Annotated in this window: 21 protein-coding genes and 1 pseudogene; 12 read left to right on the forward strand and 10 right to left on the reverse strand. The window is 39.2% G+C overall.

The window, feature by feature from the left end; translation table 11 throughout:
- The first annotated feature begins 68 nt into the window (after window positions 1-68).
- Complete coding sequence (locus AC4CU0_RS05640; RefSeq protein ID WP_180055041.1) at window positions 69-1181, forward strand: AAA family ATPase; 1113 nt, start codon at window positions 69-71, stop codon at window positions 1179-1181.
- Between the two features lie 34 nt (window positions 1182-1215).
- Here the strand turns inward: AC4CU0_RS05640 and chrA are convergent, their stop codons facing one another.
- Complete coding sequence (gene chrA, locus AC4CU0_RS05645) at window positions 1216-2454, reverse strand: chromate efflux transporter (RefSeq protein ID WP_490742663.1); 1239 nt, start codon at window positions 2452-2454, stop codon at window positions 1216-1218.
- A 335-nt stretch (window positions 2455-2789) separates the two neighbouring features.
- On the opposite strand from chrA, the gene AC4CU0_RS05650 reads away from it, so the two are divergent.
- Entirely contained in the window at window positions 2790-3773 is a 984-nt protein-coding gene (locus AC4CU0_RS05650) for an alpha/beta hydrolase (RefSeq protein ID WP_490743466.1), read from the forward strand.
- A 94-nt stretch (window positions 3774-3867) separates the two neighbouring features.
- On the opposite strand, the gene AC4CU0_RS05655 is transcribed toward AC4CU0_RS05650, so the two are convergent.
- Entirely contained in the window at window positions 3868-4719 is an 852-nt protein-coding gene (locus tag AC4CU0_RS05655; protein ID WP_490742664.1) for a pirin family protein, read from the reverse strand.
- Between the two features lie 102 nt (window positions 4720-4821).
- Between AC4CU0_RS05655 and AC4CU0_RS05660 the strand changes: the two genes are divergently transcribed.
- Window positions 4822-5733, forward strand: a complete 912-nt coding sequence (locus AC4CU0_RS05660; protein WP_490742665.1) for a LysR substrate-binding domain-containing protein — start codon at window positions 4822-4824, stop codon at window positions 5731-5733.
- A 106-nt stretch (window positions 5734-5839) separates the two neighbouring features.
- Here AC4CU0_RS05660 and AC4CU0_RS05665 read toward each other — a convergent pair whose 3' ends face one another.
- From AC4CU0_RS05665 to AC4CU0_RS05680, 4 genes are all read right to left on the reverse strand, one after another.
- Window positions 5840-6796, reverse strand: coding sequence for a TauD/TfdA dioxygenase family protein (locus AC4CU0_RS05665; RefSeq protein ID WP_490742666.1), 957 nt, complete (start codon window positions 6794-6796; stop codon window positions 5840-5842).
- 221 nt (window positions 6797-7017) lie between these two features.
- Window positions 7018-7152 (reverse strand): hypothetical protein, encoded by a 135-nt coding sequence (locus AC4CU0_RS05670; RefSeq protein WP_257221407.1) that lies wholly within the window; start codon window positions 7150-7152, stop codon window positions 7018-7020.
- On the reverse strand, window positions 7145-8356 hold the full coding sequence (locus tag AC4CU0_RS05675) for an MFS transporter (protein WP_490742667.1): 1212 nt from the start codon (window positions 8354-8356) through the stop codon (window positions 7145-7147). Before AC4CU0_RS05675 ends, AC4CU0_RS05670 begins: the two co-directional genes overlap by 8 nt.
- A 244-nt stretch (window positions 8357-8600) precedes the next feature.
- The gene (locus tag AC4CU0_RS05680; RefSeq protein WP_490742668.1) at window positions 8601-9659 is read right to left on the reverse strand and encodes an OmpW/AlkL family protein; all 1059 of its coding nucleotides are present in this window, start codon (window positions 9657-9659) and stop codon (window positions 8601-8603) included.
- Window positions 9660-10103: 444 nt separating this feature from the next.
- On the opposite strand from AC4CU0_RS05680, the gene AC4CU0_RS05685 reads away from it, so the two are divergent.
- Window positions 10104-10283: a hypothetical protein gene (locus AC4CU0_RS05685; RefSeq protein ID WP_078190224.1), complete on the forward strand. Its 180-nt coding sequence runs from the start codon at window positions 10104-10106 to the stop codon at window positions 10281-10283.
- Window positions 10284-10343: 60 nt separating this feature from the next.
- Here the strand turns inward: AC4CU0_RS05685 and AC4CU0_RS05690 are convergent.
- A pseudogene (locus tag AC4CU0_RS05690) lies at window positions 10344-11801 on the reverse strand (sensor domain-containing diguanylate cyclase).
- Window positions 11802-11999: 198 nt separating this feature from the next.
- The gene (locus AC4CU0_RS05695) at window positions 12000-12788 is read right to left on the reverse strand and encodes an A1S_2505 family phage non-structural protein (protein WP_078190221.1); all 789 of its coding nucleotides are present in this window, start codon (window positions 12786-12788) and stop codon (window positions 12000-12002) included.
- A 300-nt stretch (window positions 12789-13088) separates the two neighbouring features.
- On the opposite strand from AC4CU0_RS05695, the gene uvrB reads away from it, so the two are divergent.
- From uvrB to AC4CU0_RS05715, 4 genes are all read left to right on the forward strand, one after another.
- Window positions 13089-15110, forward strand: a complete 2022-nt coding sequence (gene uvrB / locus AC4CU0_RS05700; protein ID WP_180183382.1) for an excinuclease ABC subunit UvrB — start codon at window positions 13089-13091, stop codon at window positions 15108-15110.
- Between the two features lie 155 nt (window positions 15111-15265).
- The gene (locus AC4CU0_RS05705; protein WP_490742669.1) at window positions 15266-15862 is read left to right on the forward strand and encodes a lipocalin family protein; all 597 of its coding nucleotides are present in this window, start codon (window positions 15266-15268) and stop codon (window positions 15860-15862) included.
- 127 nt (window positions 15863-15989) lie between these two features.
- Window positions 15990-16922 carry an EamA family transporter RarD gene (gene rarD / locus AC4CU0_RS05710; RefSeq protein ID WP_180171071.1) on the forward strand — a complete coding sequence of 311 codons (933 nt, stop codon included), beginning with the start codon at window positions 15990-15992 and terminating at the stop codon, window positions 16920-16922.
- A 218-nt stretch (window positions 16923-17140) separates the two neighbouring features.
- The gene (locus AC4CU0_RS05715) at window positions 17141-18820 is read left to right on the forward strand and encodes a hypothetical protein (protein WP_490742670.1); all 1680 of its coding nucleotides are present in this window, start codon (window positions 17141-17143) and stop codon (window positions 18818-18820) included.
- A gap of 67 nt (window positions 18821-18887) precedes the next feature.
- Here AC4CU0_RS05715 and AC4CU0_RS05720 read toward each other — a convergent pair whose 3' ends face one another.
- A complete protein-coding gene (locus AC4CU0_RS05720; RefSeq protein WP_026056797.1) occupies window positions 18888-19634 on the reverse strand; it encodes an IS5 family transposase in 747 nt (248 codons plus the stop codon).
- Window positions 19635-20389: 755 nt separating this feature from the next.
- On the opposite strand from AC4CU0_RS05720, the gene AC4CU0_RS05725 reads away from it, so the two are divergent.
- The 3 genes from AC4CU0_RS05725 to AC4CU0_RS05735 all read left to right on the forward strand — a co-directional run bounded on the left by AC4CU0_RS05725 (window position 20390) and on the right by AC4CU0_RS05735 (window position 23542).
- Window positions 20390-21847 carry a glyceraldehyde-3-phosphate dehydrogenase gene (locus AC4CU0_RS05725; protein WP_111885541.1) on the forward strand — a complete coding sequence of 486 codons (1458 nt, stop codon included), beginning with the start codon at window positions 20390-20392 and terminating at the stop codon, window positions 21845-21847.
- A 309-nt stretch (window positions 21848-22156) separates the two neighbouring features.
- Window positions 22157-22858, forward strand: a complete 702-nt coding sequence (locus AC4CU0_RS05730) for an MFS transporter (RefSeq protein WP_490743467.1) — start codon at window positions 22157-22159, stop codon at window positions 22856-22858.
- A 3-nt stretch (window positions 22859-22861) separates the two neighbouring features.
- Complete coding sequence (locus tag AC4CU0_RS05735) at window positions 22862-23542, forward strand: hypothetical protein (RefSeq protein ID WP_490742671.1); 681 nt, start codon at window positions 22862-22864, stop codon at window positions 23540-23542.
- 55 nt (window positions 23543-23597) lie between these two features.
- Here AC4CU0_RS05735 and AC4CU0_RS05740 read toward each other — a convergent pair whose 3' ends face one another.
- Complete coding sequence (locus tag AC4CU0_RS05740; RefSeq protein ID WP_490742672.1) at window positions 23598-24452, reverse strand: SDR family oxidoreductase; 855 nt, start codon at window positions 24450-24452, stop codon at window positions 23598-23600.
- Between the two features lie 115 nt (window positions 24453-24567).
- Between AC4CU0_RS05740 and AC4CU0_RS05745 the strand changes: the two genes are divergently transcribed.
- A complete protein-coding gene (locus tag AC4CU0_RS05745; protein ID WP_078191873.1) occupies window positions 24568-24942 on the forward strand; it encodes a winged helix-turn-helix transcriptional regulator in 375 nt (124 codons plus the stop codon).
- The last annotated feature ends 152 nt before the right edge of the window (window positions 24943-25094 follow it).

The following is a 25094-nucleotide window of genomic DNA, read 5'->3' on the forward strand; positions in this document are numbered from 1 at the left end:
AGTGCATGAAAAATATACAAGCAATAAACTTATAATCATCAACATTTCCAACTCATTTTAGGTAACCCATGACGATCCGTTCAGTGACTATTCAAGGTTTTCGATCTATTCATCATATGAATTTGACCTTGTCGCGTCTGAATATTGTCAGTGGTCCGAATGGTTGTGGTAAATCCAATCTATATAAAGCTGTACGTCTCCTACATGAAGCTGCAAATGGCCAATTATCCCAAGCTATTGCAAATGAGGGCGGGATTCAAAAAATCATGTGGGCAGGTGGTCACCGTGCGGGTGATCGATCGAAAGACCCTAAGCGCATGAAGCTTGCAGTGGAGATGGAGCATTATGAATATCAACTTGAAATTGGTTTTCCTGAACCGCTCATCACCTTGTTTGCACTCGATCCTTTGGTCAAACTAGAAGGAATTTGGTTGAGCGGCTATCTACGTCGAAAAATGAGTGAGTTGTTGGAAAGAACCAACCAAGCGGCATTTCTTAAAAATGTTGATGAAGAACGGATTGCTTATCCGATGGCATTAACACCAGAAGAGTCGGTGTTTGGACAATTGTCCGATCCACACTTATATCCCGAAGTTTCACAAGTGCGTGAGACCATGAAAAACTGGCGCTTTTATCATGAGTTTTCAGTCAGTGGAAATTCACCGATCCGTGTCCCACAGGTGGGTATTCGTTCGCCGGTTTTAGCGCATGATGGCACAAATTTAGCCGCAGCCTTTGAAACTTTACGTGAGCGTGGCAACAGTGAAACCTTGTTTGAAGTACTAGAAAAAGCCTTTCCGCAGACCCAATTTTATGTGCAGGAAATGGGTGGGCGCTTTCAAATGATGATGCAAAAGCAAGGGATCTTAAGACCTTTGGAAAGTGCCGAATTTTCAGATGGGACTTTACGGTTTTTGTGTTTAGCTGTGGCTTTATTGAGTCCAAGACCCCCAAATTTTATGGCACTGAATGAGCCAGAAAATAGCTTACATCCCGATTTATTACCTGCCTTGGCGATGCTGATTGCCGAAGCAAGTCGCTATACGCAGCTTTGGTTGACCACACATTCCAATGAACTGGTTGAAATGATCAAACAGTATAGTGATGTGCAGCATTATCAACTAGATCAAGTCGAGGGGAAGACCGTGGTCAAGGGCGCAAGCTTAATCGATGAGGATTAGATTATTCCTTTAGCTATAGTTTTTTTGCTTAAGTTTAAAAAGGTAGAAAAGTTAAAAAAGCATAATAGCCGATAAAACTGCTTATTAAGCTAAACCAGACTGGCAGCTTGCTGCGAAGTAAAGCAATAACGACGGCAACAAATATAAAGTCCGTCCATTGAATGATGTATTTCTGGCTCATTTGAAATAGTAGACACAGTAATAGACCGACGACAGCAGCATTGATTATTTTTAAGGTGCCGAAAAGCATCGGGTATTTCATCAACTTATTCCAAAACGGTAATAAGCCAAACAATAATAAAAATGATGGTAAAAATATCGCCACAGTCGCGAGTACAGTATTTAAGAGTAGCACATCAGTCATGGGTAAAAGTGTGCCGAGATAGGCGGCGAAACTAAACAAAGGCCCCGGCATGAGTTGTGCAAGGGCATAGCCTAAGTCAAAATTTTCATTACTGATCAGTCCTGTCGAGACAAAGTCCTGATGTAAAAATGGCAAAATAATATGTCCACCACCAAAGACGAGGGACGCTGTGCGGTAGAAGCTTTCTAAGCTAAATGCCAAGACACTGCTGTGTTGTATATCGAAGAATGGCAGAATGAAAAAAGGGCTGATAAAGGCGAGAAGCCATAACCAAGAGGTGCAAGTATTTTCATGTGCATTCCGGCTAAAATTGTCATGTTTGGGTGGAACTGTTTCGGCGATATTTGGCTTTTGGCTGCGTAATTGATTTGACGATAAAACTAAACCGATAATTGCAGCGCATAAAATCACCAAAACTTGATTTAGAGAAAATTGAAAGAAATAAATAAAAAATGCAGCTAAAAGCATGACTAGATACTGAAATTTTGTTTTACAGAAGCTTCGCATCATTTGCCAAAATGCCCATGCAACAACGGCTAGTACAATTAACTGAATAACATGAAAGAATAAAGTTGAGAGTTGATTACTGAGTTTTATACTTAAAGTGGCCGCGGCACACATCAGCAGGGCTGAAGGTAAAGTAAATCCTAACCATGCAAAACAAGCACCTTGATAGCGGTTGAGTTGAAATCCAATCGCCATGCCGAGCTGGCTACTTGTTGGGCCTGGAAGGACTTGAGCCAAGGCAAGCAAATGAGCATATTCATGCTCTGTTATCCATTTTTCTTGTTTCACAAAATATTGAAAAAACAACACCAAATGTGCCGCAGGTCCACCAAATGCAATACACCCTAATCTTAAAAAGGTGAGAAAGATGACAAGGTTTCGTTGTGGTTTGGACTGGCTCATACGTTACCAATATTTAAAATCAAAAGTAAGGTTATGAATTTCTAAAGGATAAAATTATGAAAGTTAAAAGATCTTAAAGGCTGATTATTGCAGGAGTATGTAAATCCTGCTTCAAAAATATTTTGAAGTGCTTAGCAGGGAAAAAGATAATTGGACGAAGTGACATAGTGCTGTCCCACATGCACATGGCGTCGGTTTCCGCCGCTGATTAGCATCAGCACATACACATAAAAAATTGTCTAAAAATGACTTCTCCAAAATCAGACACCTTATCAGAAATTTTGAGCGCTTTATTGAAGTGGTTGATGAGTGGCATTGCATCGTTACTTTCAATCATGGCATTTGCAGATGATCAGCTACTTGCTTCACAAGCATTAGCAAGTTATACAGATCAAAACAGTTGGCAGGGCATTCAGCACTATCTACCCAAAGAATACCATTTAACAGAAACGCAGCGACCCAAAGAAGAGTGGTGGAGTTGGCAGGGTCATACTGTTCACTTAGATACTTATCGGAATCCACAGGCAAAAGTGAAGGTGATTCTGTTTCATGGTGTGGGAACAAATGGTCGACAAATGTCGATGATTTTGGGTCATCCTTTGGCACAACGTGGCTATGAAACTATCGCTATTGATATGCCCGGTTATGGCCTCACCCAAGTCAAAAAGGGCTCAAAAATTCGTTATGATGATTGGGTTCAAGCAGGTAATGACCTCATTGAAGCCGAGCTACAAAAAGATCATCGTCCTATCGTTTTGTATGGGCTTAGTGCAGGTGGTATGTTGACCTATCACGTGGCGGCAAAAAATAAAAAGGTGAAAGGTATCGTCGGTATGACCTTTCTAGACACTTCAAATAAAACTGTGCGTGATCAAGTCTCTTTGAATAAATTTATGAGCCGCGTGGGCAGCCCACTGGCTCATGTGACAGCACATACACCATTTTCAGCATTGCCAATGCCGATGCGGTGGGTAAGTAAAATGCATCGCTTGGTGAATAATGACGCAGCATTGCAGGTCTTTTTAAAAGATAAAACGTCAGCTGGGAATAGTGTATCGGTTAAATTTCTAGATTCGTATTTATATTATAAAAATGACACGCCACCGGAGCAGTTTGATGTCTGCCCAATTTTACTAACGCAGCCTGAACAAGACCGCTGGACGCCTTTGGCTTTAAGTCAGCCATTTTTAGCACGGATTCACCAAGTTCCAGTCGATGCCGTGCTGTTGAAAAATGCAGGACATTATCCTTTGGAACAGCCGGGACTCGATCAAATGGTCAATGCAATCGATGAGTTTTATCAAAAAGTCACACAATAATCTGTTGAAAGCGTGATGCGTAATTCATACCAAAATAGATATAAAAAAACCGCCAGAAGGCGGTTTTTTTATTGGGACTTTATAGTGGAAATATTTAAGCAAAATGACCATGTTGAAAATCATAAAATGCCTGACGTATTTCATCTTCAGTATTCATGACGAATGGTCCATGTGCCGCAATAGGTTCATTTAAAGCTTCGCCACTTAAAATAAGCAGTTTGGTTGCTTCAAAAGATTTAAGTTTCAAGGACGATATTTGGTCACTGACATATAAAGTCTGTTTCGCATCAAAGCGTTGACCTTCGATTTCGATCGCGCCACTTAATACAAAAATCATGTTATTCCACTGTGGGTTGAATGAAAATTCCTGTTCAGCATTTGCATTCAAGCGCACATCCAGCACATTCATCGGGCTAAAGGTTTCAGCTGCACCCAATGTGTCTTCAAATTGGCCAGCAATGACGCGTACCACGCCTGCATTTTGTGCAAGTTTAACTTCAGTAATGTTTGCTGTAGTCAGTTCTTGGTAGTGAGGTTCTGTCATTTTGGCATGACTTGGTAAATTGACCCAAAGTTGTACCATGTCTAAATTTCCGCCTGTTTTGGCAAAATCTTTAGAATGATGTTCTTCATGCATAATGCCTCGACCTGCGGTCATCCATTGCACTTCGTCTTTGGCAATGCTACCGTGATTTCCTTTAGAGTCAAAATGCTCCAATTCACCTTCATAAACAATGGTCACTGTTTCAAAGCCACGGTGTGGATGTGATCCAACACCACGTTGATGATGACTTGGAGAGAAATGATATTGGCCGGTATAGCCCATAACGAGAAATGGACTGGTTTGATTGCCCATTTCTTGCATAGGGAGCATAGAGTTTGTTGGGAAGCCATCGCCCACCCAAGTACTACGATCACTATGATAAACACGTTTGATTGAATTCATAATTCAGCCCTCAATTTATTGCTTCTGAGATCTATTATTGAGGTATAGTGAGGGAATGACAGGGCGAAAAACTCAACAGATTATTCTAAAAATGAAACAATCATGCAAAATTTAAATGACTATTACTATTTCGTGCAAGTGGTGAAATACCAAGGTTATACCAAAGCCAGTGAAGCATTGGGTATTACAAAATCTAAGCTATCACGCCGTATCACAGAATTAGAGAGCCGTTTGGGTGTACGTCTGATTCAGCGTAACACGCGAAAATTTACAGTAACTGAAATAGGACAACAGTTCTATTTGCATTGCTTAAAAATTTTAGAGGAAGTCAGCGAAACGGAAAACTTTGTGCTCAGTACGTTGAATGACCAACTCTGTGGCCAGATTAAAATCTCTTGTCCTGTGGCTTTGGTGGAAATGCCTGTTGCAAAAATGGTCACCGATTTTATGCAGCAATATCCAGACATCAGTGTGCATCTGATGGCGACCAATCATCGGGTTGATGTCATTGAGGAAGGCGTAGATTTAGCCATTCGTGTGCGTAATATGCCTTTAATGGATAGTGATTTGATCGTTCGAGATTTAGATGCTTGGGATCATGTTTTGGTGGCATCGCCACAACTTTTCTTCGAGCGTGAAATTCCACAGCAATTGGCTGAGATTCAAAATTTTCCGTGTATTGGTTTTGACCGACCTAAACATTTTTGGGATTTCCGACATCGGGAAAAAAGTGAAACTCAACAAATTGAATTTCATCCACGCTTAAGAACTGACAGTTTTAGTGCGATGATTTCTGCTGCTCTTTCTGGCGTAGGAATCGCATCTTTGCCCAAAGTGTTTGTACGTGATGCTTTAAAAAGTGGTGAGTTAATAGAGCTATTTCCTGAATGGCAATTGCCGCAAGGGGTCATCCATGTTGCATACGCGACACGACAAGGCATGCTGCCGGGTGTGCGTGCGATGTTAGACCATTTGATTTCAGGTTTTAAGGCCTTAGATATAGATCATCCGTAATTTGAGCAGTGTTCTTATTGTTTTAAAATTTTAATTATTTGGAGTTATTGCTCAAACACGGATTTTACAGGGTTATTTATTTTTATTGTTGGCATGAAGTTCAACATTAGTATGGTCGTCCTCCTGCTAAGCTAATTCGCTTTAATAAGCGGCGTTGGTTTGAAGGGAAAGGGCGGCGTGAGTGTAAAGTGGCTTGGTTATCCCAAAATACAATGTCACCTTCTTCCCATTGATGTTCATATCGAAACTCAGGTTTTAATAAATGTTCACGTAAAGATGCAATCAATTCACTGCCCGACTGATCATCGTAGTGAACCAATTCCACTTCAGATCGTTCATTTAACCACAGACCTTTACGGCCACTTTCTGGATGGGTACGTACAAGCGGATGTGGATAGGCATGTCCAACAATCGGTTGGTTTTTGAAACGATATAGCGGTGTAGCGCCATATCCCGTTGTGCCTTTATTATTTTTGGCACGGACAAATGGGTTGTAGGTAATGAGTTGAAGTTGGTCTAAATGTTTTTGTGTCGCTTCATCTAAAGCTTCATAGGCTTTAATGGTGTTATACCATGAGGTTTGTCCACCGTCTTGTGGCAGTTCAATGGCATAGAGTAATGAACCAAAAGATGGCAGCGGAGTCCACTGATGATCTGCATGCGCAGCCAATTCACCATGTCCAGTATAGTCACCTTTGCCGACTGCATTTGAAACGAGTACCACGTCTGGTGGTGTACCGGTATCATCTTGTGACGCTAGCACAGGAATATCTGCACCGGGACGGAAGATTGAACCGAAATAACTTGCAAACGCAAGATACTGTAAATCATCTAGACTTTGATGTTTAAAAATTAAAATCAAGTGTTCTGCCAGCGCTTGTTTTAAACGATAGATGGTTTCCCCAGACTGTGCTTTACGCGCATCTAAACCATAAACCACAGCCCCCAAAGCTTGGTCATGTTGCGCTTCAATACGAATTTCATTGCCATCTTGAAATTGTTCTGCTTGATGCCAACGTGGAGCATCATGGATGGCTTGCGAAAGTTGAGTTAATGCGGTCATTTCATAAGTTCTCAATTTGTTCTTTATTGAGACTTAATCTATGGAAGAAAGCACAGGATGGAAAATTAAAAAATAAGCTAAGTTTATGAAAAAACGTATTATTAATACTAATATGCTGAAAATGCAGCTTTTATTGAATCGTGTAGAAAATAGCTAAAAAACTGCTGTTGTAGTGTTGATAAAACAGCAGTTTGGGTCGGAATTAAGATTTCAATACGTTTTTAATGCGCACAAAACGCTTGGTTAAAGTATTCAAATAATTCAGGTGTTTGGCTCCATAAGCCGATGGATAAAGCCAACAAGGCCAGAATACTGATGGCAATACTGAGTCGGAACCATAATGTTGAATTAGTCATGAATGACACTTTCCTCATTAACCATGAAATGTACCAATACCCCAAAAATACTCAGGACAATCGAAAAAATCCAAATGGCATTATAGTTACCGGTCATATCGTGGTTCACACCACCCAACCAGCCACCAAAAAAAGAACCGACTTGGTGAGTAAAGAACACGATACCACTCAGCATACTGAGATATTTAACGCCAAACATATTGGCCACTATACCGTTGGTGAGCGGTACGGTAGAAAGCCATAGTAAACCCATAATGACGCCAAAAGCATAGATTGTCCATGTACTTAAAGGCAGCAAAAGAAAGGCAATAATGGCAATACCACGTAATCCATACAGTCCCATCAACAGCTTTGGTTTGGAATATTTGCCACCGAGCCAACCTGCTGTGTATGTGCCGACAATATTAAATAGTCCAACGAGCGCTAGGAAAATAGTGCCTGTAGTGGCATTAAAGCCATGATCAATTAAATAACCCGGCAGATGGATACCAATAAACACCACTTGGAAGCCACAGACAAAGAAACCAAGTGCTAAAAACCAAAAGGGTTTATGCTCCCAAGCCAATTGCAAAATTTGTTTAAAAGTCAGAGAGGCTTCATGCGTATTGGCTGCATTTGGTGCAACATACATTGGTGCTTTTAACATCCAAGCTAAAGGAATAATAAGCGCAATTAAAATGGCGCTAACCACCAAAGCCGAAGACCAACCAAATTTTTGCAGTAGCAGTAATGTAGAGGGCAGCATAATGAACTGACCAAAAGAACCTGCGGCACTGGCAATACCCATGGCTAAACTACGTTTGTCTGGATGCGCTGCACGTCCTACGGCTGAGAGCAAAACTGGAAATGATGTGGCTGAGAGAGCCAAACCCAGAATTAAGCCTGCGCTTAAATTAAGCAGTAAACCGGTAGAGCTAACGGCCATGAGTAATAGTCCGAGGGCATATAATGCACCACCGACGGCGACCACGATCTTACTGCCATATTTATCTGCAAAAGCCCCTGTAATCGGTTGCACAGCACCCCAAATTAAGTTTTGCATGGCAATGGCAAGGCTAAATACGTTATGTCCCCAACCGAATTCATCACTCATCGGCACGAGATAGAGGCCAAATGCATGACGCACCCCTAAAGACAATGCCAAAATAATAGCACTGCCAATAAGCATGTAAATCAGGGGCTTTGAGAAACGAGTATCAGACATACAGCAGGCTACATTCTTTAAATTTAATCCAATGGTATTCGAATAAACGCAGAGTTGCGATTAAATTTAATTCACCAAACAATAAATTTTTTTTATAGGTAACTATGGATGAATAAAGGAAATTGCCTCAGCATAAATTCAAAAGTGTTTAAAAGAGATTGAAAAGATATCTCAGAATAAAAGACCATATATAGCCTAATAAAAAAGACGGCTGTAGCCGTCTTTTTTATATTCAGGTTATTAATTAGAAACGCATACCGATACCTGCATATGCAAGGATCGGGTTTACTTCAATATCCGCTTTAGATTTGATCAGTTCGCCGTGTGTCGCATCTGTAACGGTAATGGTTGTTTCATTTTGAAGGTGTGCATAGCTAACAGAACCAACAGCAAACCATTTATCATTGAAATCATACGTGAAGCCCACCGTCGCAACCGGAGCAAATACATCAGTTGCCTCTAAATCAACTTTTGGGTTTGCCTTACTTGGTTTTCCTTCCAAAGAGGCGCCTGCATTACCTTCTTTAATGTTGGCAATCATGTGACCTGCGGCAATCAAATCTTTCTCAATTTGTGGATTCATTTCCAATTCATTGAAGTAGGCATACATCACGCCTAGACCCACATAGGGACGGAATTTATTGACGCCAGTTTTACCAAAGTGATATTGGATTTCAGCAGCCGGAGTCCATGCACGTGCAGAAGCTGCTGCACCATGTGCGCCTAAGTCGGTAATGAAAATATCATTTTCAAGTTCAAGATTTCCCAATGCACCCCCGAGTGGTTTTGCAATGGCTGAAAATGGTGCGTAAATTTTTCCTGAGCCTTGTAAATCAACTTTTGGCGGAATACCCGCTTTCATTTCTAGTGATACATTGTCAGTGAAGAAATAGTTGGTCATGATCCCAAGCGTGGTGACATCGTCTGCTTCAAGACCGGTCCCTGGATTGTCCCATTGTTCAAGTCCTGAAATAGTGGCTTTACCACTCATTTCAGCAGGAACAGTGTCCAAAGTATTTAGCGCAACTTCTAGTAGGGGCGGAACTTTGTACCCTTCTCGAATATTGTCTTTTACTGTTTGTGATTTAACTTCGCCAACTTCTGCCTCATAGCCTTCATTGATGGCAGTATTTACACGAAATGGCTGCGCTTTACCTTGTGGCATAACATGTAAAGCACCAACAGAGACAGAAAAACGTTTGAAGCCATCGCCATCTTTTAAACTAAAATATGGTGAGTCTGCATGACTGAGCATAGGTAGGGCAGCCATTGAAGCAGCAATGCACAATACACTTTTTTTCATTTGAAAGGACTCCATGTCCGTAAATTGATAATAATTTTTCTAAGTGCTCATTATTCAAAATTAGTGCGTAAAAAATGTTATAGAAAACAAGAATAAACGTAATAGTCCTGTAACATTTTTGATGATTTGTATTATTTGAGGGCTTTAAGTAGGTATTTGTGTAAAAAAATCTAACTTTTTTGAAATTTAGAAATGGTTCTATCTATTTGTAAATATTCAATATTTATTGACATTAGTGACAGTGTATTGGTTGATTTGGGTCAATAAAATAGTTTAAAACGACCATATTCAAAGCAACTTTTTGTTTTGTTGTCCTATATAGATATAAAAATTCATAGCTAATTATGGAGTCTTTATATGTCAATCGAGGCTAATCACTCAAAGCCTTTTACACCAAAACCATTTTTTTTGTACAATAGCGCCAGATTCAATTGAGTTATTCGTATGAGTACGCAAAACCCTCCCAAGAAAAAGGCTTTAGTCAATTTGCCTTTTCCGATTAAAAAAGCTGAAGATAATGCTTCGGATGAAATCTTTGAAGATATGCGTCCAAAACCGCAGCGTTATGCTGACCGTACTTGGATGCCACCACGCGGTACACGTCGTTCGATGGGTAAGCGTTAAGAGATTTAAATAAAAAAGCCATGGTTCAAACCATGGCTTTTTTACTGCAAATTATTGATGTTAATTGCGTATTTCAGACTGAATTCTACGGTCTTTATTGAGATAATACTTTTTCTTCTGACGATACATGTCCAAATCGGCACGTTTAAGCATATCGTCCATCCGCTCATTCAGCCCATTGGTGGCACAGCCAATCGAGATACTCATCGGTTGATTAGAATAAAATTGGTTATCGACCAATAACAACTCATTCAAACTTTGTAAGCAGTTTTGCAATGCTGCATCATCAGCACCCGGTAAAAGTATGACAAATTCATCACCGCCAATGCGCGAAGCAGAATAGGGCGTATGCTGAATAAGTTGGTTTAAAATGTTGCCCAGACGTCTGAGGATACTGTCACCAGCATCGTGCCCAATACTGTCATTGAGTTCTTTTAGTCCATTTAAATCAATAAAAATACAAGAAACAGGACGTAATTGATTGCGTTCGAGACGCTTGAGTTCTGCTATATAAAATGAACGATTATAGAGTTTGGTCAATACATCGTGCTTACCTAAATACTCAAGATAATTTTCAGCCTTTTTACGTGCGGTAATATCGGTTAATGCAACCTGCACGGTGCTCCAATCATCAAGATAATCGGGAAATACAGTAAATTGTAGTAAGACGTGGCGAATACTGCCATCAAGTTCATAATTTATAGCTTCACGTTGATGATGTAGATTACCATTCCAAAGTTCAATCAGTTGTTCTTTAAATGTTTGAAGCATCTCTTTGGCAAATACTTTATGTACATTTTTGAGCAATATTTCTTTGTTCTGAGCGCCAAATAAATCAAGGGTGGACTGATTAACATCAACGATCAGTATTTCCTTAATACACTCTTGTACAAAATCGGGGTGAACATCCAAAAATGTCACAAAATCTTCTATACCTAAAGCGCGAAGTTGATCTAATTTTATTTTAATCCGGCTGAAATCTTCTACCCAAAGTGAGGTTGGCGAATAATGGAAACGCGCTTCTGCTAAATGACGACTTTGTTCTTGTAAACGGCAAGCTTAGGTATAAGACGTGATATCTTCAGTTGTAATTAAGACTGCTGATAAATCCTGCTCATGATTTGGTAGGACGATGCCTTTGAGTTGAATGTCTAGGCGTTGCCCACTGAGTGTATAGTTTACGGCAGAATGGGAAAAATGTGTTTCCCCATTCCATAATGCAACCAATTCTCTAATATGTGTTTGACACATCTCCGCCTGAAAAACTAAATTAAGGTTTTGACATAAATGTTCAATATTACGCGCTTGATACAGTTCTAACGTTTTTGTATTGACCTGTAAGATTTTTATTTTTCTTGCACATTGCAGAATACGTAATTCATCTTGTTGAAGAAAAGTGGCGAGATCCTGCACACCTTGCTGACGCCAGAGATCAAATTGTTTTTTGACTTCACTGTAATCTTCAAGCCACATTGCAATGGGGGATAGCTCAAAAAAAGGAGAATCTAGCATGTCTATTTTATGTGCTCGTCATTCTTCATGATAATTACAGCATGTAGTATAAGATGAAAAAAATGATATTAAAATAATGTGATATATAAAATAAACTTTATTTTTAGTGTGACTTAAGTCGCTAAAAACCATTAGTCAACCGTAGAAAAAAAGCCAATATGGACATTGGCTTTTTGGGTGTTTCAAATGTGGTGAAAAGAGCCTTTAGCGGCTGGCTTTACGGGCTTTATTTTCAGGCTTTGGTGCAGCGATTTCACGTTCAGCTTTCCAAACATCAATAAAATCTTTTTCATTAATATTGTACAGTTCAAGTAGGGCTAAAATGACACCGCCAAACATCATTGGGCCTTCTGAGTTGCTTTGAAACTCAAATATTTTCCCATTCAGGGCATGCAAAATATCTTCAATTTCAAAAATACGGTCACGACCATTGCTATCTGTCGGGTACATTTGGGTATTCAGCACAATTTTCGCAAGACTTTTTTCATTATCGGTTAAGGCTAGCACATCAACCAATTCATCTGTTGAAGGTGCGAAAATAACCGAATCTCGATAAATCGTATGTAAAAGTTTCGAGGTCAGTTTTGGTAATGCTTTTTCAACGAATGGACGGAAAGAAATCGGGAAAATCACATTGCTTGAAATGCCCTTAAACATTGGGGCAATTTCTTCAACTTTATAGCCAGCGACACCACAACCGATCGAAGTAATGAAGTATTTAGTCTTCGGATGATTCTTGGTATAGATTTTAAAATCATCGACATAGTGTTGAATTTGCGACAATGGCATTTGTTGTAAATGCTCATTCATGGTTGGAATAGCAAAACTTTGACCTGCCCATCCACGACCAATACCATTCATTGCACCAAAATGCTCTAGTGCGGTACGCGCTGCACCGCCAGCATGTTGACCTGCCATATTGCTGCCAAAAACAAAAATGGTATCTTCAGCTAAGTTTTTAACAATACTTTCGTCATGATATTGGTAAGTCATAAAGTTTGATCTGTGGCGTCCTTTTGTTCATGTTGCAGGTGAAATTTAGCTAGGTCAAGTATCTATCTGGGTTAAATGAACGCTTTATCTATGAGTTTTTTAGCCTAAAGAGTTTCTTCGAAAAAAATTGGCACAATCAGGCGCTTTATATTTTTTGAAGTTGATGACAAAGTATAGAAACACATACTCAGTAAAGTTTCTTCTGTCTGTAAGAGACTTTGGCTTTTTACATAAATTTAGCGTTGTTTTGTGCAACTTTGCCCTCATAATAAAGCCCTATAAAAACTGTTGAAGAAGAGTGTGATGCAGGAACAGCCTTTTGAACTGGTAACACAATATCAGCCCGCAGGTGATCAGCCTCAAGCGATTGAGAAATTGGTCAAGGGGATTGAGAAAGGAATGCATGACCAGTTGCTCTTAGGGGTAACAGGTTCGGGTAAAACCTATACCATGGCAAATGTGATCGCTCGCACGCAACGTCCAACGATTATTATGGCGCATAACAAAACTTTGGCTGCGCAGCTTTATGGTGAGTTTAAAGCCTTCTTTCCGCATAATGCTGTGGAATATTTCGTCAGTTATTATGACTATTATCAGCCCGAAGCCTATGTGCCATCTTCAGATACCTTTATTGAAAAAGATTCATCGATTAATGATCACATTGACCAAATGCGTCTTTCGGCAACCCGAGCATTATTAGAGCGACGTGATGCAATTATTGTAGCGTCAGTTTCAGCTATTTATGGTCTGGGTGATCCCAATGCTTATATGAGTATGCTTCTGCATATCGTGGAAGGAGATCGTATTAGCCGTGATGATATCATCCGTCGTTTGGTGGAAATGCAATACACCCGAAATGAACTCGAATTTTTACGGGGCACATACCGTATTCGTGGTGAAATTATTGATATTTTTCCTGCTGAATCTGATCAAAATGCCATTCGAATAGAGTTATTTGATGATGAAGTTGATTCAGTTCGATGGTTTGATCCCTTGACGGGCAAGTTGGTCCGTAAAGTGCCACGTATTACGATTTATCCAAAGAGCCATTATGTGACGCCTAAAGATAATTTACAGCGTGCAATTGGGACTATTCGTGAAGAACTCACAGACCGACTGGGGTTCTTTCGTGCAAATGATAAATTACTCGAAGCACAGCGTATCGAACAACGTACACGTTATGATTTAGAGATGATGCAGCAGCTTGGCTATACCAACGGTATTGAAAACTATTCACGCCACTTGTCTGGCCGTCCTTCTGGTGAAGCACCTCCGACTTTGTTTGATTATGTACCTGATGATGCTTTATTAATCATTGATGAATCGCACGTTACCGTACCGCAAATTGGGGCTATGTATAAAGGTGACCGTTCACGTAAAGAAAATTTGGTCAATTACGGTTTTCGTTTACCAAGTGCGCTTGATAACCGCCCAATGAAATTTGAAGAATGGGAGCGGATTATTCCTTCGACCATTTATGTTAGTGCAACGCCTGCACATTATGAAATGGAAAAGTCTGAACAAGTCGTTGAGCAAGTGGTTCGACCCACAGGTTTGGTCGACCCTGAAATTGAAATTCGTCCAGTGTTAACGCAAGTGGATGATGTATTGTCAGAAATTAATAATCGTAAAAACTTAAATGAGCGTGTATTGGTTACGACATTAACCAAACGTATGGCAGAAGATTTAACTTCATATTTGAAAGAATATGGTATTAAGGTCGCTTATTTACATTCTGATATTGACACTGTTGAGCGCACTAAAATTATCCATGAATTGCGTTCGGGTGTATACGATGCAATTGTTGGGATTAACTTACTGCGCGAAGGCTTAGATATGCCAGAAGTGTCTCTAGTCGCCATTTTAGATGCAGACAAAGAAGGCTTCTTGCGTTCTGAGCGTTCTTTGATTCAAACCATTGGTCGTGCAGCGCGTAACTTAAACGGTAAAGCGATTTTATATGCAGATCGTATGACTGACTCAATGCAAAAAGCCATTGATGAAACGGATCGTCGTCGTAATTTACAGATCGCATTTAACCTTGAGCATGGCATTACGCCACGAAGTGCAGTGCGTCAAAACGTCAATGATATTGATACAGGTGAAGTGCTGACAGATGATGAAATCGATGCAAAAATTTCAGATCAGGCTAAGGCGTTAACTGCAGATGAACGTCATTTGATGTCTGATCCAAAACTTTTAGCAAAACATATGAACAAGCTGGAAAAAGAAATGCTGAAAGCATCGAAAGATTTGCAGTTTGAACAAGCTGCTCGATTACGTGATGAAATCTTGCGTTTAAAAGCACAGATGATTTCATAATTTTGTTAGACAAGATGCGGAATATTGTCTGAATTACATACATAATTCAGACAAGAAAATGATTTTTAGGGCAATTTTTTCCGCTAGAGTAAAAACACGAGAGAAAGAATTACTTAATTTTCATCGAATGTTTTGCATCGAAATGAGGCATAAAAATGACAACAACGAATATTCCCAAAGCAGGTTTTAAGCTCGCGAAAATTGCACTTGGCGCAGCAGTGTTAATTGGTTTGGGTGCAGCCACAATGGCCTATGCACAGACGAAACCATTACAGACTGTGGAAAAAGTTGAGCTCGATCGTTATTTAGGTATGTGGTATGAAGTAGCTCGTAAGCCTATGGTTTTTCAAAAAAGCTGTGACCGTGATGTGATTGCGGTTTACACGCTAAATGAAAATGGCAACATTAATGTCAATAATCGCTGTGTATCTAAAGATGGTACCAAGAAGCAATCAATAGGCGAGGCATTTGTACAAAATGCACCGTTTAACTCGAAATTAAAAGTTAGTTTCTTACCAGAAGCCATTCGTTGGTTGCCTGTGGGGCGTGGTGATTATTGGGTACTCAAAGCCGATGAAGACTATCAGACAGTTTTGGTAGGTGAGCCACGTCGTAAATATATGTGGGTGCTTTCTCGTTCGGCTCATCCAGATCAGGAAGTGATTCAGGAATATCTGAATTATGCTCAATCTGTCGGTTATGACTTATCAGATATAATTCATACCAAGCAGACAGTGAAACCTAAAACCTAAATATTTGAACAAATGCTAAAAAACCATGCCTGTGCATGGTTTTTTATTTGCTAGAATGTCCAGATGAAAAGCTTGATTCATCAAGCAAAATATCAAGATTATGTAGTCATTTGGACTGGAGTGAAAGATGTATAAAGGCGTTGCATTGTCTGTATTGGCATCGGTCACTTTCGGTATTTTGTATTTCTTTACCATCTTTTTAAAACCTCTAGATAGCGAGCAAACTTTTGCATGGCGCATGTTGGCGACCTTGCCATTTTTAACCTTATTTATGTGGTGGATGAAAGATTTAAACAAAGTCAGTGAAATTTTTTGGCGTGTGGTCAAGCAACCGATCTTTCTCATTTGGTTAATCATTAGTTCACTTTTATGTACTACACAGCTTTGGTTGTTTTTGTGGGGGCCAATTAATGGCCGAGGGCTAGAAGTATCTTTAGGGTATTTTCTATTGCCCTTAGTGATGGTTCTGGTTGGATGTGTGCTGTATAAAGAAAAGCTGTCTAAATGGCAGATGGCTGCTGTGGCATTGGCAATTTTAGGGGTCGGCCACGAAATTTGGCGTATTGGTAGTATCGCGTGGGAAACTGTCTATGTCGCTGTGGCTTATCCGATTTATTTCTTTTTACGTCGTACCTTTAAAACCGATCATTTGGGTGGTTTTTGGTGGGATCTTTGCTTAATTTTGCCTGTAGCCTTTTATTTAGGATTTATTCATAGCGATAGTTTAGCGCTGATGTCGTTATTCCCGTATCTGATTTTGGCGGTTTTAGGACTGGGTTTTCTGAGTGCGCTTGGCTTAGGTAGCTATATGTTGGCGAGTCGTTATTTGCCATTTGTGATTTTTGGTTTGTTGAGTTATTTAGAACCCGTGTTGTTAGCTTTTGCATCCATCGCATTGGGGGAGCGAGTAGAAGCCGAAGAATGGCTGACCTATATTCCAATTTGGGGTGCGGTATTGTTATTGGTGATAGAAGGTGTTTTGCATCTGTTTAAACAAAAGCAAAATGAACGTGCGCTAGCAAAAAATGTTAAAGCGTTAAATGATCGAATCGATTCTTAGACTGAAAATGCTGGTACGATAAATTGATCAGTTTACAATTAATGCTTGCTGTTTTTTAATAAAATCTTAAACTTAGAAAACTAAAACACGCCATGATTCAATTTATTGTTTAGGAAGAACAGCATTGAATGATGGTGTACAAAAATATTTATTTTAGATAAAAATAAACTGAAATCGATAAAAGATCGATTAAAGAACCAAGATACAGGAAGCAGTCAGTGGTTGTCCCATTTCATCAAAGCGCTAAACTTTTACAGCTAGAGCCTGTGTTGGATCAGCATTGGCGGAGTATTGTATCTGAAGTATGCACTGATCTTGATCAATCCAATTTAGCACAGATACAGCAGGTGTTATCGCAAAAAGGTATTCGTTGGGAGTCTTCATCACAATCGTATCAAAGAGATGTACCGATGAATTTGGGCATGCTGATGAAAGTACTAAAATATGATGTCATGCGTGAGCATGCACAGTATTTGGCAACACAGCTTGAAGAACTTCGAACATTGACAATGAGTATTCAAGTTGCGCAAAAATTAGAAGAAAACCTATCCTATATCAATAAAATAGATGCAGAAGAAGATTTTGAATTACAGTATGAAAAAAATGTATTACGTCGGCATTTTATTTTAAATGCCGCACAAATCATTCGTGAAATGGATTTGATTGCGCTGAGTGATGCACGTCAACTCACTGCTCTGCAAGTCAAAATTTTCTTGATCGAAATTTTCTTAAAGTCACATATGTTAGGGCAAGTTTTTGATGCTTCTATCCCGAAATCATCTGAGGTTTGGCAACATCCGATTTTTAAATATTATTTAAAGCGTGAACAAAAAACGCGATATTTACAAATCGTACAAACATCTGAGTTTATTTATATTTTGTCGCCTGATTTAGATTGGACGACGCAGTATTCAGCAACTCGGTTTTTATCGACAAAGCATAATGAGGCCTTAGCAGACGACGTTTTTGATGGGGTGGCCATAGATTTAACTACTGCTTTAGAGAATCAGCAGATCGAACAATTAAAATTTCGAGTCTCAAAGTTGGCATCCATTGCAGGTTTTATACATTTAGATCTACAAAATTTAATGCAGCAACTACATACACGGGTAGATAAGCATCTACTTTTAATGCTGCATGTAGAGGATGCCACTCAACAATTGGCGACGGTTTTACCTGCTTTTGAGCAGCAGTTCGATGCATTGATTTTGAAGCCATTGCATCAGACTGTTCAATATCAACTGAATGAGCAGATACAGCATGACTTTGTATTTTTCCATAGCATGCAAATATCTCAGAAGCTCATCACGAGTCTAAACGTCTTGAGTAGTTGCCCGGAGTTTGAGGCAAATTTGGAGTTGAAACGACTGCGACTTCAACTACAGGCTTGGCAGGTGCTTTTGTTGAAACGGCGTACGCACATTTTTCATGTTCAAAATGAAGATGATTGGGAGTTACATCATCAGCAGTCACAGCAAATTCATACGGCGTTGAAAGCGCTCTTGCAGCCGAACGAGGATCAACAGAAAATCTTTGCTACAGAAGCAACTGTAGAAAATACGGGTGCCCATGGCGCGCATGTTGGATTTTCCAAACGCATGACGAAAACAGGGGATTATGAAAGCCTTGAAGCCGATGCTTTAAAAGCGCAGCAGCAAAAAAAGCGACAAACTTATATGCAGGTTTTAATGTTGCTAAAGGAACATGCGTCACAGCTCGTCAATCTCGATTTTGAGCCATGTGAAAATGCCTTAAAGGTGCAGTCTTTTAGTGATCGGAGATATTTTGCGATTAGTGCTGGAGAGAATGGTTTAAATGCACTACCGAAAATATTAGAGCTGAGTGTAAATTTCTTTGATTTTAATCTGGAAAAGTTTGCTGAGAATCTGAAAAATTAACTGAATTTTAAATATTGATCTGATTTTAAAACTAGGGTGTGTTGACATTTACAGCCGATAAATTGAGCTAAAGAGGCAACCATATAAATATACAAGCTAAAGCAACAGCGCTTTGATAGTTACGTTTTAGCTTATCGTATCTTGTGGCAATTCCTCTAAATTGTTTTAATCTACAAAATGCATTTTCAACTAAATGTCTGATTTTATACATATACCAGTCCATATCATCATTGCTAGATTTGGCATTTGATCTTCGAGGAATGTTTGCTTTCGTATTACTTTCTCTAATTTTCTTTCTGAAACTTTCTGAATCATAGCCTTTATCTGCACATAGCATTTCTGACTCTGTTAAATCTAATTTTGATACAAGATCAGGTGCAACCTTAATATCATGTGAAGTTCCATCTGAAATAATAAATTCAATAGGATTACCATTTGAATCGATTGCTAAATGTATTTTTGAACTATTACCACCAATACTTTTGGAAATACTTTGATTCTTAATACCAGCTGAATGTTGATGCGCTCGTACATGGCTCCCATCGATAAAAATCCACTCTTTATCAGCATGCTGGCTGAATAATTTAAAAATATTCATAAACTTACTATTTTTAGACCATCGATTATATTTCTTAAAAATAGAATTTGATTTACCAAACTCTTGAGGTAAATCACGCCAAGGACAGCCTGTTCTAATTCGAAATAAAATCGCTTCAATAAAATTCCGTAAATTTAATTTGAGATAAATATTAAAGTGACGGAAAATAGCAAGTAACTTGGACCAGTGTTGATCATTTAGCATTGTTCGAGGCATAGCGAGTGTAAAATTGGGTTTGGCGATTTAATTTTACTATCTCGCTATTTTTTTAATCAACAAATGTCAACAGACCCTAATGTTAGGCAGTAACATTAGAGGCGAAATTTGATTCAAATAAAAGAACGATACGCGGTAATGTCATCCGCAATTGTCTGAGACAGGGTTACTTCTAATAAAAAATGTTTTTGCGATACTTTGAATAAATTGACGGTAGTGAACGAGTTTTGCGGTGAGGAGCATTGCTCCGCAAGATGGTTTCCTTATGAAGCACGCTTCTCATTTTGCCAAATGAGAAACAACGTTTCGTAAGAGTACCTCCGACTGAAGGCTAAACCCTTTATTCAAACTTTAGATGTAAGATTCCGTCGAATAGTCTTAAAAATCATCTAAAAATGTGAAATTATTATTACGAGCTTAACATCAGTAAAAATACTATAAATTGAGCAAAATAAAAAACACCACAATTTGAACAATATAAATATTCGTTTATCTTTGAGCTAAATATGCAGAGATCTGGTTGATAAAACTACATTTGAAATTTTGTGACAAAAATCTGCGAAAAAGCCGGTTTTTCAACTTTCGGCTATAAAATCATAATACTAATCATGATTATTTTGAAAATTGATAGTGAATATATAACAAAATAACCTTGTCGAAATCTGCTTTTAGATTCATTAATTTTCAGTTTTCCATTACAATTGTGGGGTTTTGAAATTTATGCTTAGATTTACAATTAATTAGAGGACGTATCTGTGAGCAAAGACACTATCGTTGCCCTACATGCAGAGCACCAAGGTCGCTGGAAAAACCGTGAAGAAATCGCGGAACGTATGATTGCCCTAGTGGGTCAGTTATATCGTGAAAAAAACATCGTAGCTACAGTATACGGTCGTTCTTTAATTAACCGTTCGGTTATCCAAATTCTTAAAGCGCATCGTCGTACTCGCGTACTTGACGTTGAACTTTCAGTTGTGAACACTTTCCCAATTCTTGAAGCTTTAGCGAAAATCGAAAACATCGGTACTGCTGAAATTGATCTTGGCAAACTTGCTGTTGAGTTCAAAGAAAAAGGCGGTGATGTTGACGCATTCGTTGCTGACGCTGTGAAATCACTCGAAGGCAATGCAACTAACGTTGAAAACCGTGATGTTGTGCTTTACGGTTTCGGTCGTATTGGTCGTATCCTTGCACGTTTGATGATCAGCCAATCTGGTCTAGGTCGTGGTCTTAACCTTAAAGCAATCGTTGTTCGTAAATCATCTGACGGTGACTTAGAAAAACGTGCGTCTTTATTACGTCGTGATTCTATTCATGGTCCATTCGCAGGTACAATTTCTGTTGATGAAGAAAACGAAGCAATCATTGCTAACGGTAACTTCATCAAAGTGATCTATGCGTCTAATCCATCTGAAGTTGATTACACTGCTTACGGTATTAACAATGCACTTGTAATCGATAACACAGGTAAATGGCGTGATTCTGAAGGTCTTGCACAGCACCTTAAATGCGCTGGCGCTGCACGTGTAATTCTAACTGCACCTGGTAAAGGTGACATGAAGAACGTTGTATACGGTGTGAACCAAGCTGACATCCTTGATGAAGATACAATCATCTCTGCTGCAAGCTGTACAACAAACGCGATCACACCAACACTTAAAGTGTTAAATGACAAGTACACAGTGATCAATGGTCACGTTGAAACAGTTCACTCGTTCACAAACGACCAAAACTTGATCGACAACTACCATAAAGCTGACCGTCGTGGTCGTGCTGCTACTTTAAACATGGTAATCACTGAAACTGGTGCTGCTAAAGCTGTTGCTAAAGCACTTCCAGCGCTTCAAGGTAAATTGACTGGTAACTCAGTACGTGTACCTACTCCAAACGTATCTCTTGCAATTTTGAACCTTACTTTGGGTCAAGATGTTGACCGTGAAGAAGTGAATGAATACATTCGCCAAATTTCAATCAACTCTAACCTTCAAGGTCAAATCGGTTATACAAACTCAACTGAAGTTGTATCGTCTGACTTTATCGGTTCACGTACTGCTGGTGTGTTTGACGCTCAAGCGACAATCGCTTCTGGTAACCGTTTAACTGCTTATGTTTGGTACGATAACGAAGTGGGTTATAGCTGCCAAGTATTGCGTATTGCTGAGCAAATGGGCGGCGTAAGCTATCCAAAAGTTCCTGCTGAAACTAATGCTTAATTAGTTCACGCTGTAAAAAAAGGGCCTCATTTGAGGCTCTTTTTTTATCTAAAGAGTATGGGTTAAAAACTTAAGGCATAGATGACGAATGGATTGATCAAAAGCATCAAAAGTTCTTGTTTTTTCTGCCACTGTTAGATGAGTGTGAGTCATTTATAATGAAAAGCTGACTAAAATGTTCAAGTTTTAAGTTAATGAAATTATTAAAGAATTAAATACAAAAAATTGCAAACTGGTTTGTATAATGTGTTCAAAATGAGACTGTAAAAAATAAAAAAGCAAAAGGAATTTAGTTTGCAAGCAAAGCACATGCTCAGTGGATTGGCATTTATTGTGTTTGCTGCGCTCTGTGGTGTACTTATCGCCATTTGGGTGTTTAAGCACTTTAATATTTATATCCCGCTAGAAAATCAGAACGTCAATATTGACCTGCAAGAGCCGTTACAAGCCGAAGTCAAAATTCATGATGCCTTGGATGTGGACGTGACAGGGAGGGTGAATGCTGAAATTCCGATACATGAAAATTTAAATATTCCCTTAACTCAAACGCTGACGCCACGGGTGTATTTTGATAATCAAGTCCCGATCAAGACCACGATTCCAGTGCGTGAAACTTTGAAAGTGAATCAAAACCTTCCTGTGAATACCAAAGTAAAAGTTAAAGTCATGGGGCAAGGTGTGACTTTACCACTCAAAGGTGATATCCCAATTCAATTGGATATTCCAGTGAATATGAATGTGCCTTTGGAGCAAAAAGTACATTTAAAATTTGATGCGCCAGTCAAAACCGTACTGAAAGAAAACCTACATATTCCACTGAATGCAAATTTAAAAACCAACATTCCTATTGAAGGTAATTTGAATGTTCCAATTAAAACGGCATTGAAAGCGACAGTGGACGTACAAAATACGTTGCCGGTTCAAATTAAAAAGGGTGAATTGGTAATTCCACTAAAAACAATGCGACTCAACAGAGAGCATGCCAAAACTGAAGCGAAAGCTCAGGAGTAAGCCATGTGGATATTTCAATCGGCGAAGCGCATCATTTTGAGTTTTATTGCAGCTGCGTTATTGGTTGCCGTACTATTTTGGTTGTATTTAAATATTTATGCGTCGATGCAAGTACGTGCAAAAAATGCTGATATTCAATTGTCGCATTCACTACCCACTAAAATTTCCGTTGGCAATTATTTGCAAACGCAGTCTATTGGGACGTTGGATACACAGATTGCTTTGGATCGGAAGCTGCAACTCCCCTTAAAGGGAAAATATCTGGCAGATTTGCAGTTTAGTGTAGAGGTTCCGATCTCTGTGGATATTGATTATTCCACCAATATTCAAATTAACCAGACGATGCCGCTTGAGGCGACCACGGATTTGGTGATTAAAAATAAACTCGTGCCGAAATTTCCTTTAAAAATGGACATTCCTGTCAAGTTAGATATGCCTTTTCATTTGAAAAGAACCTATAACATTCCTATTCGAATTAATTTTAATGGCCCTGTGTATTTTGAGTTTAATGAAAAAGTTGATTTACATGTGGTACATCAGTTTGCACCACAACTAAAACTCAATGACCCGATGACCATGCGAAAAATCGCAACCTTTAATGCCACGATGTATAACGCAGAGCGTAATACCAAGGCAAATTTAGATATGAACATGGATTTACCGATAAAAAATGTACATCCCTAAGTGAAATTCAAATCAAAAAGCCCGAATCAATTCGGGCTTTTTTGATGGTTCGATCTTATTTTAAAGCAGCTTCAACAGCACTGCGTAGAGTAGTGGTTGAGTGACCGAGCAACTGTTCCAAGTCCTTACGATCACTTTGCATTGCACCGTCAATGCTATTGATATCGGCATCGACGATCACATCTACAAGACCAGCAGGTAATCCAGCTTGTAATAGACCTTGTGTATAGTCGTCTGCTGTTAGATTTTGATAGTGAACCTTTTGACCTGAAACTTGCTGTAGGGTTTCAGCAAGCTGTGCCAAGGTGAAACTGTCTGAGCTTGCAAGTTCATAGGTTTTATTCTCATGACCAGCGCTTGTAAGCACTTTTGCAGCAGCTTCGGCATAGTCAGCACGGGATGCTGCATTAATTTTTCCATCCTTTGCTGCACCAAATAAGGTACCTGTTTCCACCACATGCCCAGCAGCAGCAAGATAGTTTTCGACATACCAGTTATTTCGTAAGAAGGTATAGGTTAAACCACTAGCTTGAATCAGACTTTCTGTTTCACGATGTTCTTGAGATAAACCCAATGGCGATGTATCAGCACGTAACAGGCTGGTATAAGCAAGATATGGAACTTTCGCTTCTACTGCAGCATCAATTACGGCTTTGTGTTGTGGAGTACGACGACCAATTTCATTGGCAGAAATAAGTAATAATTTATCGACACCTTGTAGTGCAGGAACCAGTGTATCTGGTTGATCATAGTCAAAATGACGCAGTTCGATGCCTTGAGCTTGTAGGGATGCTGCTTTTTCTGGCGAGCGAACTAAAGCGATGATGTTTTCGGCTGCGGTTTCTTTCAATAAAAATTTAAGGACCAATTGGCCTAGTTGACCTGTTGCACCTGTAATTGCGATTTTCATATTTAAACCCTCTGATTGTTGAATAAATGATCTTGATGGTTGAATCTTAATCTGTTAACTTACTAAATGTAAGTACGTACCAAAAAGTAAGTTAGTGACTTTGAGGAAAGATTTAATGAACACATACGCTACAAGTAAATTATTAGGTCAAGTTTTATCCACTGATTGTCCATCTCGAGAAATATTGGAACATCTCACCAATAAATGGTCAGTATTAGTTTTGCGTTGTTTGACTGAAGGGGTACACCGTTTTAGTGAACTTAAGCAGCGGATCGAAGGGGTGAGCGAAAAGATGCTGGCTCAAACGCTGAAAATGCTCGAGCAAGATGGTTTTATCTTACGGACAGTCTATCCAGTCGTGCCACCCAAAGTTGAATATCAACTGACTTTAATGGGCTCGCAGGCTGCAGAAAAGTTAATGCATCTGATTGGTTGGGTTGAACGAACCTTGCCTGAAATTATTGAAGCCAAGGAAAATGCACGTAAATAGCTTTCAGAAATGGGGAGTGAAATTCGTTTGCCATTTATCAACGGTATTTTGATGATGAGCTAAAGATTTTCGAGCGAGGTGCGGATTTTCCTAAAAATTTGCATCAGCACCAAGATGAATGAAATTTATAGTATTGCTGAATAATATTGTTC

This window comes from Acinetobacter sp. LipI_15, from assembly GCF_058242865.1.

Bases quoted from the DNA above. Each gene is read 5' to 3' on its own strand.
- AC4CU0_RS05675 (WP_490742667.1), bottom strand. From the start codon at position 8,356: ATGTCTGATACTCGTTTCTCAAAGCCCCTGATTTACATGCTTATTGGC.
- AC4CU0_RS05655 (WP_490742664.1), bottom strand. From the start codon at position 4,719: ATGAATTCAATCAAACGTGTTTATCATAGTGATCGTAGTACTTGGGTG.
- AC4CU0_RS05730 (WP_490743467.1), top strand. From the start codon at position 22,157: ATGCTCAGTGGATTGGCATTTATTGTGTTTGCTGCGCTCTGTGGTGTA.
- AC4CU0_RS05740 (WP_490742672.1), bottom strand. From the start codon at position 24,452: ATGAAAATCGCAATTACAGGTGCAACAGGTCAACTAGGCCAATTGGTC.
- AC4CU0_RS05695 (WP_078190221.1), bottom strand. From the start codon at position 12,788: ATGACTTACCAATATCATGACGAAAGTATTGTTAAAAACTTAGCTGAA.
- AC4CU0_RS05735 (WP_490742671.1), top strand. From the start codon at position 22,862: ATGTGGATATTTCAATCGGCGAAGCGCATCATTTTGAGTTTTATTGCA.
- AC4CU0_RS05680 (WP_490742668.1), bottom strand. From the start codon at position 9,659: ATGAAAAAAAGTGTATTGTGCATTGCTGCTTCAATGGCTGCCCTACCT.
- AC4CU0_RS05705 (WP_490742669.1), top strand. From the start codon at position 15,266: ATGACAACAACGAATATTCCCAAAGCAGGTTTTAAGCTCGCGAAAATT.
- AC4CU0_RS05665 (WP_490742666.1), bottom strand. From the start codon at position 6,796: ATGACCGCATTAACTCAACTTTCGCAAGCCATCCATGATGCTCCACGT.
- AC4CU0_RS05720 (WP_026056797.1), bottom strand. From the start codon at position 19,634: ATGCCTCGAACAATGCTAAATGATCAACACTGGTCCAAGTTACTTGCT.
- AC4CU0_RS05685 (WP_078190224.1), top strand. From the start codon at position 10,104: ATGAGTACGCAAAACCCTCCCAAGAAAAAGGCTTTAGTCAATTTGCCT.
- AC4CU0_RS05660 (WP_490742665.1), top strand. From the start codon at position 4,822: ATGCAAAATTTAAATGACTATTACTATTTCGTGCAAGTGGTGAAATAC.
- AC4CU0_RS05640 (WP_180055041.1), top strand. From the start codon at position 69: ATGACGATCCGTTCAGTGACTATTCAAGGTTTTCGATCTATTCATCAT.
- AC4CU0_RS05650 (WP_490743466.1), top strand. From the start codon at position 2,790: ATGGCATTTGCAGATGATCAGCTACTTGCTTCACAAGCATTAGCAAGT.
- AC4CU0_RS05745 (WP_078191873.1), top strand. From the start codon at position 24,568: ATGAACACATACGCTACAAGTAAATTATTAGGTCAAGTTTTATCCACT.
- AC4CU0_RS05670 (WP_257221407.1), bottom strand. From the start codon at position 7,152: ATGACTAATTCAACATTATGGTTCCGACTCAGTATTGCCATCAGTATT.
- rarD (WP_180171071.1), top strand. From the start codon at position 15,990: ATGTATAAAGGCGTTGCATTGTCTGTATTGGCATCGGTCACTTTCGGT.
- chrA (WP_490742663.1), bottom strand. From the start codon at position 2,454: ATGAGCCAGTCCAAACCACAACGAAACCTTGTCATCTTTCTCACCTTT.